Source organism: Limnohabitans sp. (assembly GCF_040401495.1).
Lineage (GTDB): Bacteria > Pseudomonadota > Gammaproteobacteria > Burkholderiales > Burkholderiaceae_C > Limnohabitans.
On sequence record NZ_JBBAOI010000015.1, the window covers coordinates 1 to 18109 of the forward strand.

The 18109-nt window shown below is 53.7% G+C and carries 19 protein-coding genes and 2 tRNA genes; 18 read left to right on the forward strand and 3 right to left on the reverse strand.

Annotated elements, in window-relative coordinates:
- The 6 genes from AC9UEO_RS09705 to AC9UEO_RS09730 form a co-directional block, all read left to right on the forward strand.
- Positions 1-673 (forward strand): Crp/Fnr family transcriptional regulator (locus AC9UEO_RS09705; protein ID WP_509532553.1); only part of this gene is annotated, 673 nt, incomplete at its 5' end.
- A 4-nt stretch (positions 674-677) separates the two neighbouring features.
- Positions 678-1766 carry a phosphotransferase gene (locus AC9UEO_RS09710; RefSeq protein ID WP_509532555.1) on the forward strand — a complete coding sequence of 363 codons (1089 nt, stop codon included), beginning with the start codon at positions 678-680 and terminating at the stop codon, positions 1764-1766.
- Between the two features lie 34 nt (positions 1767-1800).
- Positions 1801-3063, forward strand: a complete 1263-nt coding sequence (locus tag AC9UEO_RS09715; protein ID WP_509532557.1) for an acyl-CoA dehydrogenase family protein — start codon at positions 1801-1803, stop codon at positions 3061-3063.
- Between the two features lie 21 nt (positions 3064-3084).
- Positions 3085-3792: a glutathione S-transferase C-terminal domain-containing protein gene (locus AC9UEO_RS09720; protein ID WP_509532559.1), complete on the forward strand. Its 708-nt coding sequence runs from the start codon at positions 3085-3087 to the stop codon at positions 3790-3792.
- 53 nt (positions 3793-3845) lie between these two features.
- Complete coding sequence (locus AC9UEO_RS09725) at positions 3846-4538, forward strand: hypothetical protein (RefSeq protein ID WP_509532560.1); 693 nt, start codon at positions 3846-3848, stop codon at positions 4536-4538.
- Between the two features lie 67 nt (positions 4539-4605).
- The gene (locus tag AC9UEO_RS09730) at positions 4606-5265 is read left to right on the forward strand and encodes a hypothetical protein (protein WP_509532561.1); all 660 of its coding nucleotides are present in this window, start codon (positions 4606-4608) and stop codon (positions 5263-5265) included.
- Between the two features lie 16 nt (positions 5266-5281).
- Here AC9UEO_RS09730 and AC9UEO_RS09735 read toward each other — a convergent pair.
- Both AC9UEO_RS09735 and AC9UEO_RS09740 read right to left on the reverse strand, forming a co-directional pair.
- Positions 5282-5358 (reverse strand) — tRNA-Arg (locus AC9UEO_RS09735).
- Between the two features lie 43 nt (positions 5359-5401).
- Positions 5402-5478: transfer RNA gene (locus AC9UEO_RS09740), tRNA-Pro, on the reverse strand.
- A gap of 94 nt (positions 5479-5572) precedes the next feature.
- Here AC9UEO_RS09740 and AC9UEO_RS09745 point away from each other — a divergent pair.
- The 8 genes from AC9UEO_RS09745 to AC9UEO_RS09780 are packed head-to-tail and all read left to right on the forward strand — an operon-like array spanning position 5573 to position 13795.
- The gene (locus AC9UEO_RS09745; protein ID WP_509532562.1) at positions 5573-7153 is read left to right on the forward strand and encodes a benzoate-CoA ligase family protein; all 1581 of its coding nucleotides are present in this window, start codon (positions 5573-5575) and stop codon (positions 7151-7153) included.
- Between the two features lie 22 nt (positions 7154-7175).
- Positions 7176-8360 carry an ABC transporter substrate-binding protein gene (locus AC9UEO_RS09750; RefSeq protein ID WP_509532564.1) on the forward strand — a complete coding sequence of 395 codons (1185 nt, stop codon included), beginning with the start codon at positions 7176-7178 and terminating at the stop codon, positions 8358-8360.
- Entirely contained in the window at positions 8360-9223 is an 864-nt protein-coding gene (locus AC9UEO_RS09755) for a branched-chain amino acid ABC transporter permease (protein WP_509532566.1), read from the forward strand. Before AC9UEO_RS09750 ends, AC9UEO_RS09755 begins: the two co-directional genes overlap by 1 nt.
- Positions 9220-10206, forward strand: a complete 987-nt coding sequence (locus AC9UEO_RS09760) for a branched-chain amino acid ABC transporter permease (protein ID WP_509532568.1) — start codon at positions 9220-9222, stop codon at positions 10204-10206. The genes AC9UEO_RS09755 and AC9UEO_RS09760 overlap by 4 nt, the downstream gene beginning before the upstream one ends.
- Positions 10199-10963 (forward strand): ABC transporter ATP-binding protein, encoded by a 765-nt coding sequence (locus AC9UEO_RS09765; protein WP_509532661.1) that lies wholly within the window; start codon positions 10199-10201, stop codon positions 10961-10963. Before AC9UEO_RS09760 ends, AC9UEO_RS09765 begins: the two co-directional genes overlap by 8 nt.
- Positions 10960-11673: an ABC transporter ATP-binding protein gene (locus AC9UEO_RS09770; RefSeq protein WP_509532570.1), complete on the forward strand. Its 714-nt coding sequence runs from the start codon at positions 10960-10962 to the stop codon at positions 11671-11673. The genes AC9UEO_RS09765 and AC9UEO_RS09770 overlap by 4 nt, the downstream gene beginning before the upstream one ends.
- A 2-nt stretch (positions 11674-11675) precedes the next feature.
- On the forward strand, positions 11676-12872 hold the full coding sequence (pobA, locus tag AC9UEO_RS09775; RefSeq protein ID WP_509532572.1) for a 4-hydroxybenzoate 3-monooxygenase: 1197 nt from the start codon (positions 11676-11678) through the stop codon (positions 12870-12872).
- On the forward strand, positions 12869-13795 hold the full coding sequence (locus tag AC9UEO_RS09780) for a CoA transferase (protein ID WP_509532573.1): 927 nt from the start codon (positions 12869-12871) through the stop codon (positions 13793-13795). The genes pobA and AC9UEO_RS09780 overlap by 4 nt, the downstream gene beginning before the upstream one ends.
- A gap of 34 nt (positions 13796-13829) precedes the next feature.
- Here AC9UEO_RS09780 and AC9UEO_RS09785 read toward each other — a convergent pair whose 3' ends face one another.
- A complete protein-coding gene (locus tag AC9UEO_RS09785; protein ID WP_509532575.1) occupies positions 13830-16130 on the reverse strand; it encodes a YgiQ family radical SAM protein in 2301 nt (766 codons plus the stop codon).
- A gap of 145 nt (positions 16131-16275) precedes the next feature.
- Between AC9UEO_RS09785 and AC9UEO_RS09790 the strand changes: the two genes are divergently transcribed.
- From AC9UEO_RS09790 to AC9UEO_RS09805, 4 genes are read left to right on the forward strand one after another with little or no spacing between them, the layout of a single operon-like run.
- Entirely contained in the window at positions 16276-16545 is a 270-nt protein-coding gene (locus AC9UEO_RS09790; RefSeq protein WP_509532577.1) for a type II toxin-antitoxin system Phd/YefM family antitoxin, read from the forward strand.
- A gap of 2 nt (positions 16546-16547) precedes the next feature.
- Positions 16548-16961: a type II toxin-antitoxin system VapC family toxin gene (locus AC9UEO_RS09795; RefSeq protein ID WP_509532579.1), complete on the forward strand. Its 414-nt coding sequence runs from the start codon at positions 16548-16550 to the stop codon at positions 16959-16961.
- 38 nt (positions 16962-16999) lie between these two features.
- Positions 17000-17530, forward strand: coding sequence for a chromate transporter (locus AC9UEO_RS09800; protein WP_509532581.1), 531 nt, complete (start codon positions 17000-17002; stop codon positions 17528-17530).
- Positions 17527-18108, forward strand: a complete 582-nt coding sequence (locus AC9UEO_RS09805; protein WP_509532583.1) for a chromate transporter — start codon at positions 17527-17529, stop codon at positions 18106-18108. The genes AC9UEO_RS09800 and AC9UEO_RS09805 overlap by 4 nt, the downstream gene beginning before the upstream one ends.
- Position 18109: the final 1 nt, after the last annotated feature.

The window sequence follows — 18109 nt, forward strand, 5'->3', positions numbered from 1 at the left end:
TACTGGGCGTTGGTTTTCCTCTCTTTCCCCTTCACTGCGACACGACATACTCCGATGCGCTTACGTCAAACGACTCAAAGACGGCGATTTGATCTCCGCCCGTGGCGACCCGCCCGAGGAGTGGATGGCCTGCGCCAAGGGTGCGGTGAGGGTCAGCAGCACCTCGCTGTCGGGCAAGCAAATCACCTTCACCTATGTGGAGCCAGGGATTTGGTTTGGCGATGTGGCCATCTTGGACGGCGACACCCGTACCCACGATGTTTATGCTCACGGCGAGACCAGCATTTTGTGTGTGGCCAAAGCCGATTTCCAGAAAATCTTGGCCACTCACGTCGAACTTTACGATGCCATGCTGCGGCTGCAAGCAAGGCGTATTCGCCAGCTGTTTGGCTTGGTCGAAGACCTCAACACCCTGCCCCTTCGCTCTCGCTTGGCCAAGCAACTCCTGCATTTGGCGCGCAGCTATGGGGTGCCTTCGCTTCACCATGGCAGCGAAACACGCATTGGTTTGCATTTGGCGCAAGAAGAATTGGCACAACTACTGGGCGCCTCTCGCCAAAGGGTCAACCAAGAATTGAAAGCCATGGAGCGCGAGGAGATTTTGCGCATAGAACCCGGTGGCTTGGTGGTACGCGACCGCGAAGCCTTGTTGCGCATCAGCGCTTCGGAGTAAAGGCATGAGCGCATTTGACAATTTTGTGGGTACCCGCGAGGTGAGCGACGCCCACCGTTTCGACACGCAAGCGCTGACGCTTTGGTTGCAAGCACATATGCCGGGTTTTGCTGGCCCCTTGGAAGTTGAGATGTTCAAAGGCGGGCAGTCCAACCCCACCTACAAACTCAACACGCCCAGCAAAAGCTATGTGATGCGAGCCAAGCCGGGGCCTGTGGCCAAGTTGCTGCCCTCGGCCCACGCCATTGAGCGTGAGTATGCGGTGATGAACGGCTTACATGGCACTGGCGTGCCTGTGGCACAAATGCATGTGCTGTGCGATGACGAATCGGTCATCGGTAGAGCCTTTTACGTCATGGAGTTTGTGCAGGGACGGGTGCTGTGGGACCAGGCATTGCCGGGCATGACCGCGTCAGAGCGTCGTGAGATTTACTTGGAAATGAACCGTGTCATTGCCGCCTTGCATGCGGTCGATCATGTGGCCCAAGGTTTGGGCAGTTTTGGCAAGCCAGGCAATTACTTTGACCGTCAAATTGGCCGCTGGAGCAAGCAGTACATCGCCTCGGCCACGCAACCCATTCCCGAGATGGACAAACTCATGAAATGGCTACCAGCGCACATGCCAGCCAGCGCACGTGCCGACCATACCTGCATTGTTCATGGCGATTTCCGTTTAGATAACCTCATCTTTCATCCCACTGAACCCAAGGTGTTGGCGGTGCTCGATTGGGAGTTATCCACCTTAGGCCATCCCTTGGCCGACTTCAGCTACCACTGCATGTCGTGGCACATTCCGCCAGGCAGCTTCAGGGGCATTGGCGGCTTGGACCACGCTGCCTTAGGCATTCCGCTGGCTGACGAGTACATTGACCTGTATTGCCAGCGCAGTGGTTTGACCACGCTGCAAGCTTTAAAGCCAGACTGGAATTTTTACCTCGCCTACAACATGTTTCGCATCGCCGCCATTTTGCAAGGCATTGCCAAGCGGGTGGAGGACGGCACGGCTTCCAGCGCCCAGGCCAAAGCCTCGGGTGCAGGCGCACGACCCATGGCTGAATTGGCATGGCTATTTGCACAACGCAGCGATTCTTGATTTTTGACACCTATTAAACCAACGGAGACTCTTTATGAATTTCGACTACACCGACAAGGTCAAAACCATGCAAGCGCGCTTGCTCGCCTTCATGGACGAGCATATTTACCCTAACGAGGCTCGCTTTTTTGCTGAAATCGCCGCTAACCGCGCCGCTGGCAACGCTTGGATTCCCACCAAAATTGTGGAAGAACTTAAACCCTTGGCGCGTAAAGCGGGTTTGTGGAACCTGTTTTTGCCCCATTCCAAGCGTGCGCCTGAAGGCTTGAGCAACTTGGAATATGCACCGATGTGCGAAATCATGGGCCGTGTGCCTTTTGCCGCTGAGGTGTTTAATTGCTCAGCGCCTGACACTGGCAACATGGAAACCTTGGAGCGCTATGCCAGCGAGTCACTCAAAGACCAATGGCTAGAGCCTTTGCTGCGAGGCGAAATTCGCTCAGCCTTTTTAATGACCGAACCCGATGTGGCATCGTCTGACGCCACCAACATCCAGTGCAGCATACGCCGTGAAGGCGACCACTATGTGATCAACGGTCGCAAATGGTGGTCCTCCGGCGCGGGCGACCCCCGTTGCGCGGTGTATATCGTGATGGGTAAAACCGATGCCGACGCCCCACGCCACTCTCAGCAGAGCATGATCGTGGTTCCCGCCAATTCGTCAGGTGTGGAAATTTTGCGTCCCTTGACCGTGTTTGGCTACGACGATGCGCCCCATGGTCACATGGAAGTGGTGCTGAAGAATGTGCGGGTACCCGTGGGCAATCTGCTGCTGGGTGAAGGCCGCGGCTTCGAGATCGCCCAAGGCCGCTTAGGCCCAGGACGCATTCACCACTGCATGCGCACCATTGGCTGCGCCGAGCGTGCTTTGGAATTGATGTGCAAACGCCTCAACAGCCGCACTGCCTTTGGCAAACTCATTTCCGCACAAGGCGTGTGGCATGAGCGCATTGCCGAGTCTCGCATCATGATCGAGCAAGCCCGCTTGCTGACCCTCAAAGCCGCTTACATGATGGACACCGTGGGCAACAAGATCGCCAAAACTGAAATCGCCATGATCAAGGTCATTGCCCCTGTGATGGCCACGCAAATCATCGATTGGGCCATCCAAGCCCATGGCGCGGGTGGCGTGAGCGACGATTTCCCCTTGGCTTACGCCTATGCCCATCAGCGCACCCTGCGCTTGGCCGACGGCCCCGACGAGGTGCACCGCAACTCGATCGCCAAGTTGGAGTTGGCTCGCCACATCACCACTTACCCACAGGAAGTGGAAATGCCCATCACCCGTGGCTCCTGAGCTCAATAAAGGCGACAACCCATGATCGATGTCTATACATGGCCCACACCCAATGGGCACAAAGTCCATGTCATGCTCGAAGAGTGTGGCTTCCAATTGGGGCGCGATTGGCTGGCGCACCCCATTCACATTGGTCAAGGTGAGCAGTTCACGCCCGAGTTCTTAACCATCAGCCCCAACAACAAGATTCCAGCCTTGGTCGACCCCCACGGGCCTGATGGCAAGCCCATCAGCTTGTTTGAATCTGGTGCCATTTTGATTTACTTGGCTGCTAAAACTGGCAAATTCATGCCTGCCAGCGACCGCGGTAAATACGAGGTGCTGCAATGGTTGATGTTCCAAATGGGCGGTGTGGGGCCCATGCTGGGCCAAGCTCACCACTTTCGCATTTACGCCCCCGAAAAAGTGCCCTACGGCATTGAGCGCTACACCAATGAAGCGCGGCGTTTGTATGGTGTGATGGACCGACAGTTGGCGCATCACGCCTATATGGCTGGCAAAACCTATAGCATCGCTGACATAGCCATCTTTCCTTGGCTACGCAGTTGGTCTCACCAAGGCATTGATTGGGCAGATTACCCTAGGCTCAAAGAGTGGTTTGATATCGTGGGCGCACGTCCTGCAGTTCAACGTGGATGCGCGGTATTGGCCGATTTGCGCAAACCCATGCAAGACGACAAAAAAGCCATGGAAACGCTGTTTGGCAAGACCCAATACGAGAAGCGCTGAGCAGATGGGCTAGAGTTGATAATAGCCATCAACTCCGCCATAGCTGTTTGACCATGCGCCCATTTTTCTCTCCATCCTTTGCTGCTTTGCTGGCGTTTGTATGCTTGCTCAGCGCTTGTTCGGACTCCAAGCCGGACGCAGAGCCCAAATTCAAACCTATTCCTGAAAAACGCTCGGATGCCAAAGGCGATCCTGACACCTTCGATCGGCGGGTACAGGCGGTGATGAATGAAGGTTCGCAAAGCCTAGAGGGCCAAGCCGAAGCGCCCAAGGCCTCTAAAGCCAGGCCGCCCAATTCCGGCAAAGAACCCATGGTGATGCTGGACAAAACCAACCGCCCCTTAGGCGAGGTGGTTCACCACAAAGACAAGATGGACTATTACGAATGCAAAGGCATTGTTGCGCCGTGGTTCCAAGAGTTGATCGTGGCGGAGATGAACTATTTCAACGAATTGGCCGATTTGCCTTTTGTGCATTCTGAGCACTGCATCGTGACCTATGGCACCGAAAAAAGCTTAACCCCCGGGCGTATCGGGGTGCAACTGTTTGAAACCCGCAAAGAGTTTGACAAGTGTGTGCGCAGCGATTTCTGCCCCATATTCCGCACCGTGAACTTTGTGCCCATTAACAAGTCTTTGATGCGCTCTTATTTCCTCTCCAACACCAATTCCAAAGAAATTTTCCAGCACTGTGTCACCGACACAGGCAAATGGCACCGCAATTCCACCTGCTACACCATCGATTGATTCCAAAAAACACCTCAAGACTTGGTTTTTTCGGTCGATTAACAGAGGTCAATTCTTTTTTTGAGCTATGAACACATTGCGTTTTTCAGTTTTATCCGTCTTGTTGGGCCTGCAGTGCTTGTGGATAGCCCCTGCTTGGGCCAATGATCCGCCTCCAAAACCAGCTGACTCGCACAGCGCACCAGCCAAGGAAGAAAAAGGAGGCGCCAAGGCCGATAAACCTACCCGCACTTTTGAAGGTCAAGAGCCACTGTTTTACTTTGACTCCAAGAGACGCCCCTATATTGAGCCCTTCCATAAAACAGAAGAAGAAGAGTATTTTGTTTGCCGTGGCGTGATCGGCGAATGGTTTCGCCAACTCATGGCTGAAGAAGCCAATATGCTGGCCGCCAAAGATGGACTCGACAAAGTCACTGGCTCCACCTGTGCGGTGCGTTTGGTCGCCACACACCATGGCAAAAAATTGCCCATTGTGTCTGTCGAGTTGTATGTCAGTTCCAATGTGATGCGAAGCTGCATATTGGGCGACTCTTGCCCACAGTCCCGCACAGCCATCATGTATGTCCTGGATAAAACCCTTTACCGCAGTTATTTCATCACCGACCACGAACGCAAAATTCGCCGCACCTACTGCCTAGATAACAAAAGCAAAATATTGGCCAAGGAAGAATGCTGGCATCATTTCTTTGACAAAGCAGCCAAAGAAAAACCCAAAGACGGTCACTGATGTAGTGACATGAGTTTGGCCTGACCGGAGGGGATCGAACCCCCGACCCACAGCTTAGAAGGCTGTTGCTCTATCCAACTGAGCTACGGGCAGAAATCAAACAAAAAAGGCCCCGGAAGGGGCCTTTTCTCATGTGTGGTCGGGGCGATAGGATTCGAACCTACGACCCTCTGGTCCCAAACCAGATGCGCTACCAGACTGCGCTACACCCCGATGCACTCTATTCTACCCACACAAAGAGTCTGGTCTTGATGACTCTTGCAATTTGCATTTTGTTGCATATCTCGGTAAGCAATAATATGCACTTATGTCCGTTCTTTCATCTGCTAAGCCCAACCCCGCAACCATTGCGGTCATTCCAAAAGTCTATAACGCAGCGCTTGATTTGCTCTCTAGACATGCGACACGCTCAGACAAAACGGCTTATATCGATGCAACCACTGGCGAAACGCTGAGCTACGCTCAGTTGGAAGATCAAGCCTACCGTTTTGCCCAAGGCCTTTTGGCGGCAGGTTTTCAACAAGAACAACGTGTTTTGCTGTGCATGCACGACGGCTTGCGTTGGCCGGTGGTGTTCTTAGGCTGCATTTTGGCTGGGGTGGTGCCTGTGGCAGTCAACACCTTGCTAACGCCCAAAGACTACGAGTTCATGTTGCAAGACTCCAGAGCCCATGGTTTGTTGGTGTCAGAAGCGCTATGGCCACAGTTTGCCGATATCTTGCATAACGCACCGTCATGTAAAAAGGTGTTCATGGATTCGGACACGTCGCACAGACATGCCCAAAGCATTTCGCAAGTAATTCAAGCCTCTGGGCGTTTGACAAAATCAGCCAACACGTTGGCAGATGATGTGTGTTTTTGGTTGTACTCCAGCGGGTCGACTGGCTCACCCAAAGGAACACTGCATTTGCACAGCCACATCATCCATACCGCGGAGTTGTATGGTCGAGGTGTACTGGGTTTGCATGAAAACGATGTGGTGTTTTCTGCGGCCAAATTGTTCTTTGCCTACGGTTTAGGCAATGCACTCAGCTTTCCATTGGCACAAGGTGCCACCACGGTGCTGCTGGGTAAGCGTGCTACGCCTTCGGATGTTTTTCATTTGCTCAAGACCCATCAGCCTACGGTCTTTTATGGCGTTCCAACCCTGTTTGCTAGCTTGCTTGCAGATACCAATCGCCCTGCAGCCCAAGCCTTAAATTTACGCGTCTGTACCAGCGCGGGTGAAGCCTTGCCCGCTGAGATCGGCAAGCGTTGGCAAGCCGAGTTTGGCGTTGAGATTTTGGACGGCATTGGTTCGACCGAAATGTTGCACATCTTCCTGTCCAATCGACCCGGCCGCGTTCGCTATGGCACCACCGGTGAAGTGGTGCCAGGCTATGCCCTGCGCTTGGTTAATGACGAAGGCGAGCCCTGCGCAGTGGGTGAGCTGGGCGAGTTGCAAATTCAAGGGCCTACATCGGCCATCATGTATTGGAATAACCGTGAAAAAACAAAGCACACCTTTGCAGGTGAGTGGACGCGAAGCGGTGACAAATACAGTTGCGATGCCGAGGGCTACTACACCTATGGCGGCCGCAGCGACGATATGCTGAAGGTTGGCGGTATTTACGTGTCTCCTTTTGAAGTTGAAGCCTCGCTGATGACGCACCCTGGGGTTTTAGAGGCGGCAGTCATCGGGGTTGACGACGAACAAGGCTTGACCAAGCCAAAAGCTTTTGTGGTGAACAAGCCGGGACACTCATTGACGGCAGATGAGTTGAAGCAGCATGTCAAGTCGCATCTTGCACCTTACAAATACCCGCGTTGGGTAGAGTTTGTGGGCGAGTTACCCAAAACCGCCACAGGCAAAATTCAACGCTTTAAACTGCGTGCAGCTTCAACATAAGACTTCAAATCAGGAGAACGCCATGACCTCTCGTAGGCAACTATTAAAAAGTACAGCAGCCATTGCAGGCGCAGCCAGCTCAGGTGTTTGGTTTCCCGCACAAGCTCAAGGCACCAAATTACGGATTGGCTTGATGCTGCCCTACACAGGCACCTTCACACAGTTAGGGGTAGCCATTGACAACGGCTTTCGCATGGCCTTGCAAGAAGCGGGTGGCAAAGTCGGTGGACGAGAAGTTGAATTTTTTAAAGTGGATGACGAATCCGAACCTTCCAAAGGGGTGGAGAACGCCAACAAACTGGTTCAGCGCGACAAAGTCGATGTCTTAATTGGCACGGTTCACTCTGGCGTACAAATGGGTATCCACAAAGTGGCACGTGAGACGGGTGTGCTCAACATCATTCCCAACGCAGGCATGCACGCCGCAACCCGTGCGCTGTGTGCGCCCAATGTGTTTCGCACCTCTTTTACCAATGGCCAACCCACCCAAGCCTTGGGCAAAGTCATGGTGGAAAAAGGACATAAAAAAGCCGTATGGATCACTTGGAAATATGCTGCAGGCGACGAAGCGGGTGAAAGTTTCAAAGAAAGCTACACAGCTGCTGGAGGCACCATCGTCAAGGAATTGGGTCTGCCTTTCCCCAATGTGGAGTTCCAAGCATTGCTCACCGAAATTGCGTCCATCAAACCTGATGCAGTGGCATGTTTCTTCTCTGGCGGCGGGGCTTCCAAGTTCATCCGCGATTACGCCGCGGCAGGTTTGAAGGACAAAATCCCGCTTTACGGCTCTGGTTTTCTCACTGAAGGTTTGTTGGACGATGAATTAGCGCCCTCTGCCCAAGGCATCATGACCACCCTGCACTACAGTGCCTCATTGGCCAACAAGCGCAATGATGCCTTCCGTTTGGCCTATGCCAAGACCTACAAAATGCAGCCCGACGTGTTTGCGGTTCAAGGCTATGACGCAGGTTTGTTGTTGTTGCAAGGCGCAGCCGCGGTCAACGGCGACTTGTCCAATAAAAAAGCCTTGTATGCAGCCATGGAAGGTGCCGTGATTGACAGCCCCCGTGGCAAATGGACCATGAGCAAAGCCCATAACCCTGTGCAAGACATGTATTTGCGCGTGGTGCAGGGCAAGGAAAACAAGGTGTTAGGCGTGGCAGTCAAGGCCCTGTCCGATTCAGGTGCAGGCTGCAAGTTGGGCTGATGGATCTCGCTAATTTTTTTATTCAACTCCTCAACAGCGTTCAGTACGGTCTACTGCTGTTTTTGTTGGCCGCAGGGCTGACACTGATCTTTGGCATCATGGGTGTGGTCAATTTGGCGCATGGCTCTTTTTACATGCTTGGCGCTTACATGGCCTATGCATTGACGGCCGCTTGGGGCAATTTGGCTTTGGCCATATTGGCAGGCACACTCATCAGCGTCAGTATTGGGTGGTTATTGGAAAAGTTGCTGTTTCGGCACTTCTACCACCGAAGCCACCTTGACCAAGTCTTGCTTACCTTTGGCCTGATCTATATTTTTGAAGAACTGCGCTCCATGTTGTGGGGCGACGATGTGCACAACGTAGCTGTCCCATCAACGCTAGATTGGTCTATGCAACTGACCGATACCCTGTCTTACCCTGCCTACCGTTTGTTCATGCTAGCGATGTGTTGTGCCTTGGCGCTGGGTTTATGGCTGCTGATTAGCAAAACCAAATTGGGTATGAAAATTCGTGCAGGTGCCTTTAACAGCGATATGGCACAGGCCTTGGGCATCAACATAGTGCGTTTGCACGCCTTGGTGTTTGCCATGGGCGTGGCACTGGCGGCCTTGGGCGGAATGCTGATTGCCCCACTTTCCAGTGTCTACCCAAACATGGGCGCGCAAGTGCTGATCATGTGTTTTGTGGTGGTGGTCATTGGCGGCATTGGTTCGGTGCGCGGTGCACTTACCGCGGCTTTGTTGGTGGGTTTGGTCGACACATTTGGCAAGGTGTTGTTGCCGCAATTTGCCAGCATGCTGGTCTATGTGCTGATGGCCTTGGTGCTGCTCTACAAACCCGAAGGCTTGTTCAAACAATGACTACGCCGCAAGGAAACTTGGAAACCCTGCCGCGCAGCGTACAAATTTTGCTGGGCTTGGGCTTGATCGTTTTGCTGGCCTTTCCTTTTGCGGGGCAAGACTTTTACACCCAGATGGTCACCCGCATGATGATTTTGGCCATCTTCGCCATGAGTTTGGATCTTCTACAAGGCATCACCGGCTTGGTGTCCTTGGGACATGCCGCTTATTTCGGTGTAGCGGGTTATGTGCTGGCTTTTTTGTCACCCGCAGACGCAGCAGCCAGTTGGCTCACCACCTTGCCTTTGGCTGTCTTGGCTTGTGCCTTGCTTGCTTTGGTGATTGGTTTTTTTGTGGTTCGTACCCAAGGCATTTATTTCATCATGGTGACCATGGCGTTTGCACAAATGGTGTACTTCTTATTTTTTGACAACAAGTCTTTGGGTGGTTCTGACGGCTTGTACATCAATGTGCGCCCCTCGGCGCTGGGTTTGGATTTTGAAAACAAGCAAGTGCTGTACTACTTCACGCTGGTGAGTTTGTTGTTGGTGTATGGCTTTTTACGTCGCCTGTTGGTGAGTCCTTTTGGAAGAACGCTCAACGGCATACGTTTGAATGAACACCGCACCCAAGCCTTGGGCTATGCCAGTTTCAGCTACAAGCTCACCGCCTTCACCTTAGCGGGCGCTTTAGCGGGTTTGGCTGGCTATTTGTGGGCGGCGCAGTCGGGTTACGTCAACCCTGAGTTGATGGGCTTTCATATGAGCGCTCACGCCATCATGATGGTGATCTTGGGTGGCATGGGCAATGTGGCGGGGGCCTTGATCGGTGCTTTTGGCTTTGAGTTGCTGCTGCATTTTTTCAAAGACTTGCCTAAAGTGGGCGAGTTCGATTTGGGCAAACACTGGCAGTTGTGGATGGGCTCGCTGATTGTCTTGGTGGTGGTCATTGCCCCCCAGGGCATGATGGGCTTGCTGCGCCCACGGGATTCACATGATGACTGAAGCGTTGTTAGAAGCCAAACATTTAAGCAAACGCTTTGGTGGTTTGTTGGCGGTCAATGGCGTGTCTTTGTCTTTGTACAAAGACCAAATTCATGCTGTCATTGGCCCCAATGGTGCTGGCAAAACCACCCTCACCCATTTGCTCAGCGGCGACATCGCCGCCACCAGCGGCGAGTTGTGGCTCAAAGGCCAAGCGGTGACGGGTTGGCCGCATTACCGGCTATCGCTTCATGGTTTAGGCCGCAGCTACCAAAAAACCAATGTGTTTTTGCCGCTCACAGTATGGGAGAACCTGATGCTTGCCGCACAAGCCAAAGACGCCTTGGCGCCCTTTAATCCCTTGTCTTGGTTCAGTCGAGCAGACCAACAAGCCGCCGTGGCACAACGTGCAGACCGCGCCTTGCAGTTGTCGGGCTTGACTGCCTCTAAAAATAAAACAGCCGCCATCCTTAGCCACGGGATTCAACGACAGCTGGAGATTGGCATGGTCTTGGCAACCGTGCCAGATGTGCTGCTACTAGACGAACCCTTGGCTGGCATGGGGGCTGCAGAGGCACAGACCATGGTGGAACTGCTGCAGTCTTTGAAGAAAGATCATGCCATGCTGCTGGTGGAACACGACATGGATGCCGTGTTTGCATTGGCTGATGTGCTGACTGTCATGGTCAACGGCACCGTGATTGCCAGCGGAACGCCTGAAGCCATACGCAGCGACGCCACAGTGCAAGCGGCTTACCTCGGCGATGCCACACCATGAGCAATGCTTTGCTTGAAGTTCGTGGTCTCAACACCTGTTACGGAGCCAGCCATGTGCTGCAGGACCTCGATTTCACGGTAGAGCGTGGACAAACGGTGGGCCTGATGGGGCGCAACGGCATGGGTAAATCCACGTTGCTTAAAAGCATGGTGGGATTGGTGAAACCACTCAGCGGCACAATTACTTTTCAAGGCCAGCCCATCCAAGGTTTAACCCCCTATGCCATTGCCAACATGGGCATGGCCTATGTACCCGAAGGCCGCGGTATTTTTGGCAACCTCAGTGTGCACGAGAACTTGGTCATGGCGGCTCGCGCAGGTGTGCGCGGTCAACAAGACTGGACCTACCAACGGGTGCTCGACACCTTTCCCCGTTTGGGCGAACGCTTGGCTCACGGCGGACAGCAACTCAGTGGTGGCGAACAACAAATGCTCAGCATTGGCAGGGCTTTGATGACCAACCCCGATTTGCTGCTGCTAGACGAAGCCACCGAAGGCTTGGCGCCACTCATCGCTTTAGAGATATGGCGCATTTGCGCCTTGATAGCGAAGTCTGGTATCAGTAGCGTGATTGTGGATAAGAACTGGCAGCACGTGACCCAAATTACCCAACACAATGTCATCTTGGTCAAAGGCGAAGTGGTGTTCCAAGGAACAAGTGACACTCTGCTGGCGCAACCAGATGTGCTGCACCAACACCTCGGAGTTTGAGCATGTCCCATAGCAGTACCCAAGTCGCCATCATCGGCGCAGGACCCTCTGGTTTGTTATTAGGGGCTTTGTTGCACAAAGCGGGTGTCGACCATGTCATTGTCGAGCGACAAAGCCCTGACTATGTGCTCAGACGAATTCGAGCAGGTATCTTGGAACAGGTGACTGTTGATTTGCTGCACGAAGCCGGTGTAGGCGCGGGTGTCTCAAGACACGGAACAATTCACCACAGCATCGAGTTGGTTTTTAAAAACACCCGCCACCCCATTGAAGTAACCCAACTGACCGGCGGTAAAGTGGTCACAGCTTACGGCCAAACCGAGGTTACCAAGGATCTGATGGACCAGCGAAAAGGTTTGGGGCTAAGCACGGTTTACGAGGCCAGTGATGTCAGCCTGCACGACTTCGACGGAAGTTCCCCTCAAGTTCGCTATGTGAAAGACGGCAAGTCGCATGTTTTGAACTGCGAATTCATTGCCGGTTGTGACGGCTTTCACGGTGTGGCCAGAGCCAGTGTGCCAAAGAGCGCTATTACTGAGTATGAAAAGGTTTACCCCTTTGGCTGGTTGGGTGTGTTGGCCGATGTGCCCCCTGTGTCTACCCACGCCATCGTCTATGCAAACAGCGACCGTGGTTTTGCGCTGTGCTCGATGCGCAGCATGACACGCAGTCGCTACTATGTGCAATGCCCCGTTAGCGACAAAGTAGAAGACTGGAGCGACCAGCGTTTTTGGGATGAAATTCGGCGACGCCTAGACCCCGAGATGGCCGAGCGCATGGTCATTGGCGCATCGGTTGAAAAAAGCATTGCACCCCTGCGCAGCTTTGTGGCTGAACCCATGCGCTTTGGCCGTTTGTTCTTGGCAGGAGACGCAGCCCACATCGTGCCGCCCACAGGTGCTAAAGGTTTGAATTTGGCCGCCAGCGATGTGAAATACCTCAGCAGCGCTTTCATTGAATTTTTCAAAGAAAAAAGCTCAGCAGGAATCGATCATTATTCTCAACGTGCTTTGGCTCGCATCTGGCGAGCCGAGCGTTTTTCTTGGTGGCTCACGTCCTTGATGCACCGCTTTCCTGACAGCGAAGGCTTTGGTCAAAAAATGCAAGAAGCTGAGCTGGACTATTTGGTTAACAGCCATGCCTTGTCTACATCATTGGCCGAAAACTATGTCGGCCTGCCTTTGGATTTTGGACAATGACTTCAACCCCCTTTAAATCATCCAGCAATACTTTGAAAGGTATTCGCATCTTGAGTGTGGCGCTTAACCTGCCTGGCCCTGCTGCGCTCATGCGTTTGGCCGACATGGGCGCTAAATGCACCAAGCTAGAACCCCTGCCCCCCTCTGGTTCTGCCAAAGGGACATCCACAGACCCCATGGGCTTGTACGCTCCCCATGCGTATGCGCAGTTGCACAGCGGTGTGAAAGTGCTGCACGCCGACCTGAAAACAGACAAAGGTCAAGCACAGTTGCACAAACTGTTAGTCAATACCGATGTGCTTCTCACCTCGTTTCGCCCCTCGGCCCTGAAAAAACTGGGACTGGCTTGGGCTGATCTGCACGACAGATTTCCAGCATTGAACATGGTCAGCATTGTGGGTACTAAGGGTGCGGGCGCAGAAATACCCGGCCACGACCTGACCTATTTGGCGGCCCATGACTTGGTGACCGGTTTGGACCTTCCAGCCACCTTGTTCGCCGACATGGCAGGTTCGCTGCAAGCCAGTGAAGCGGTTCTCAAGGTTTTATGGCAACGCTCGAAAACGGGTCGTGCTCAAGGCAAAGGTGTTTTTCACGAAGTAGCGCTCGAAGGTGCTGCGGCTTATATTGCGCTGCCCCGCCAATGGGGTTTGACCAAACCCAAAGGATCGGTGGGTGGTGCTCATGCGGGGTATGCGGTCTACGCCTGTATAAACGGCAGAGTAGCGGTGGCTGCATTGGAGGCGCATTTTGCAGCTCGATTAGCGCAGGTAGCCGGTTTGCCTTCTGCTAAATCGGGGCAAAACATCATGCTGCTACCCAAAACCAAATTGCATCTGAGTGCATTTTTTGCCAGTATGACCCGCAAGCAGATTGATGCGTTGGCTTTAGCGAACGACCTGCCTTTGCACACCATGCGCTAACAAATGGTGCGTGATAACTTTGCAATGACAGGAACTACTTAAGCTTTCGCGGCGGCAAACCGGTGTGCTGCGTCAGCAGCTTGCCGGGCGCGGCCTTGACCCGTCCCTGCGTCACGGGCGATGTTTTGGCAGCCACAGAAGTACTGTTTTTGCGCCGGCTGCTGGTATAGCCCTCGGTGTTCAAAGGCTGAAAGCGTGGTATCAAATGTTGTTTGCCGTTGCCAATCAAATCGGCACGTCCCATGGCCTTCAAAGCCTCGCGCAACAGCGGCCAGTTATTGGCATCGTGGTAGCGCAAAAAAGCTTTGTGCAAACGTCGGCGTTTATCGCCTCGCACAATGTCTACCGCCTCGCTCTCACGGCCTACTCGACGCAAAGGGTTTTTGCCCGAGTGGTACATGGCCGTGGCAGTGGCCATGGGGCTGGGGTAAAAAGTCTGCACCTGATCAGCACGAAAACCATTTTTCTTTAACCACACGGCCAAATGCATCATGTCTTCATCTCGGGTACCTGGGTGCGCTGCGATGAAATACGGAATGAGGTATTGTTTTTTGCCCGCCTCGGCGCTGTACTTGTCAAACATTTGCTTGAAACGGTCATAAGAGCCAATGCCTGGCTTCATCATCATCGACAGCGGACTGCCCTCGGTGTGCTCGGGGGCAATTTTCAAATAGCCACCCACATGGTGGGTTACCAGTTCTTTCACATACTCGGGACTTTCCACCGCCAAGTCGTAGCGCAATCCTGAACCTATGAGAATTTTTTTCACGCCACGAATGGCCCGAGCTTTGCGGTAAAGCTGTATCAAGGCCTCGTGACTGGTATTCAAGTTGGGGCAAATGCCGGGGTACACGCAACTCGGTTTGCGACAAGCGGCTTCAATTTCGGGTGTTCTGCAACCAATGCGGTACATGTTGGCGGTGGGTCCGCCCAAGTCGCTGACCACGCCAGTAAAACCTGGCACCTTGTCGCGTATGTCTTCAATTTCACGCAGGATGGAGCCTTCGCTTCTGCTTTGGATGATGCGACCTTCGTGTTCAGTGATAGAGCAAAACGTGCATCCCCCAAAACAGCCGCGCATGATGTTGACGCTGAAGCGAATCATCTCCCACGCGGGGATTTTGGTCTCGCCATCATGACCGCCTTTGGCGTCCGCATAAGCAGGATGCGGGCTTCGTGCATAGGGCAAGTCAAACACATGGTCCATCTCTGCGGTGGTCAGTGGTATGGGCGGAGGGTTGATCCACACATCCCTAGCAGTACGTCCCTCGCCATGCGCTTGTACCAAGGCCCGCGCATTACCAGGGTTGGTTTCAAGGTGCAGCACACGGTTAGCGTGGGCATATAAAACAGGATCGCTTTTGACCTGCTCGTAACTGGGTAAACGAATGACGCTTTTGTTGCGGGGTGGGACTTTCACGTGCTTGGTTGCTTCGCCTCTTGCAGAGACGATGGCGATTGGTTGCCACGATGCATCGCTCTTTGCAGTGACACCATCTAACTCGTCTTGCCGCGCACAAGTCTCGCCCTGCGCCAAGGCCTGCTCGCTGACCATCAAATACGGGTTGACATGCGACTCCACGCGCCCTGGCATATCCACCTCAGTGGAGTCGATTTCAAACCAACCCTCTGGCGTGTGGCGAACCATGAAAGCCGTGCCACGCACATCGGTGATATCGGTGATGGCCTCTTTGGCAGCCAAGCGATGCGCCACTTCAACCAAAGCCCGTTCGGCGTTGCCATATAAAAGCAAATCTGCTTTGGCGTCGATCAAAATGGCGCGACGCACCTTGTCTTGCCAATAGTCGTAATGGGCAATTCGGCGCAAAGAAGCTTCGATGCCACCGATGACGATGGGTACCTCGGGGTAAGCCTCACGGCAGCGCTGGCTGTAGACCAACACGCTGCGGTCGGGGCGCTTGCCGCCTACGCCACCGGGCGTATAAGCATCGTCACTGCGGATTTTGCGGTCTGCGGTGTAGCGGTTGATCATGGAGTCCATGTTGCCCGCGGTCACACCATAAAACAAATTAGGTTTACCAAGTGCCTGAAATGGCTCGGCGCTGTTCCACTCAGGCTGGGCAATGATGCCGACCCTGAATCCTTGCGCTTCCAACATGCGCCCAATGACGGCCATGCCAAAACTGGGGTGGTCCACGTAGGCGTCGCCGGTGACCAAAATGATGTCGCAACTGTCCCAGCCCAGTTGCGCCATCTCGGCGCGGCTCATGGGCAAAAACGGTGCCGTACCAAATCTCGCTGCCCAGTATTTGCGGTAACTGGTCAGAGGCTTGGCAATGCGCTGGAAAAAGGAGACATCAACCGGGGCGTTCATTAGCCCCCGATTCTAGGTGGCATAGGGATTCTCAAAGCTTGGGACATTAAATGGCCTTGCTACTTTGAGGCATGCTGCACAAACCAGATGACCATAAACGTCAATTGTCGTAACATACAAGCATTGCTTCCTATAGGAGCCTGCCATGACCCTTTTTACCTACTCTAGCCGGGAATTTACCCGCGATGTATCCGCCGCCAAACGCGCCGCCGAAAAAGGCCCGGTGTTCATTACCGACCGCGGTCGCCTCGCCTTCGCCTTGTTGCGCATTGAGGACTATTACAAGCTACAAGGCCAGCCGATAGAAAGCCTCTTGGAGGTCATGAATGCCATTCCTGGTGGGGAAGGTATTGATTTTGAAGCGCCAAACTTGCAATTACAGATCCAGCCCGCCCAGTTGCTTGAAGCAGACTGAACATGTTCTTGATAGACACCAACGTCATTTCAGAATTGCGCCAAGGCAAGCCCATGCAAAACGTCAAGGTCGTCGCATGGGCTCAACAACAAGTGTTTGAGAAGTTCTTTTTATCAGCCATCACCTTGCTTGAACTTGAAAAAGGGGTGCAAGCACTGGAACACAAACACCCCCCTCAAGGCCAAGCACTGCGGCGTTGGTTGGATGGCGTGACCGATGTCTTTGATGGACGCACCCTTGCTTTTTCAGCCAGTATGGCCAAGCGATGTGCGGGTCTGCATTTTCCGCATAGCATTTCAGAACGCGATGCCATGATCGCAGCCACCGCCCTTGAATATCGCTTCACCGTGGTCACCCGCAACATCAAAGATTTTCAAAACACGGGCGCTAAGTTGCTCAACCCTTGGGAAAGCTGAACATTTCAAACATACCCCGCTCCCGAACGGACTTGTTTTTGTCATTCACTTGGCTAGGCCTGCAAGGCTTTGGTGGCGTATTGGCCGTGGTGCAACGCGAACTGGTTGACCGCAAGCAATGGATGACGCTGTCCGAATTTGCCGAGGAATGGGCGCTGGCGCAAACCCTGCCGGGACCGAATGTGGTGAATCTCTCTGTCATGTTTGGCAGTAAACACTTTGGCCCCTCTGGCGCTTTGGCGGCAATGAGTGGGTTGCTGTTGATCCCTGGCCTGTTGATGCTGACCATCGTTTTTGGCTTTCAATCCTTTGCGCACCTGCCAGTCGTGGCATCGGCATTGCGTGGCATGGGCGTGGCCGCTGCAGGCATGGTCATGGCAGCCGGTTGGCGCTTTTGGCCCACAGTCAAGCAACACCCCATAGGCTGGCCTTTGGCCCTGCTTTTGACCGCCTTGAGCTTTGGTCTGGCGGCGATTGTCCACTGGCCCTTGGCCAACGTCATCGGCCTAGTGGGGCTGGTTTCCTGCGCCCTGACATGGTGGCGATTACAAGCAAAGGCGCAAGCATGAATTGGCAACTGTGGTTGGAGTTGCATTTGCATTTCTGCATGTTGTCCCTGTTGGCGGTAGGGGGTGCCTTGGCCATCGTCCCAGAAATGCACCGCTTCTTAGTGAACGACTTGAAACTGCTCAGTGAAACGGCTTTCAGCCAATCGGTGACATTGGCGCAAATCGCACCCGGCCCTAACATCTTGCTGGTAGCGGTCATGGGTTGGAACATCGGTTTGCAATCAGCAGGCGGTTTTGAAACAGGCGGCGTTGCCGTGGTCACGGGTTTGTTGGTGGCTTTAGGCTTGCTGACAGCCGCAGTTCTGCCCTCGTCGCTGCTGAGTTACTACATGGGCAAGTGGTTGCAATTGCATCAACATGCCTTGGGTGTTCGTGCTTTCAAAGCTGGCATGCTGCCATTGGTGATGGGCTTGATGTTGTCTGCGGGATGGTTGTTGCAAACTGCCAGTAACCCGCAGATGGATTGGCGTTTGCTGTTGGTCTGCGCAACCATTATGTTGATCGTGTTGTTCACCCGCATACACCTGCTGTGGTTGATGTTGGGGGGCGCGTTGCTGGGCGCAGCCGTGGGTTTGTGAT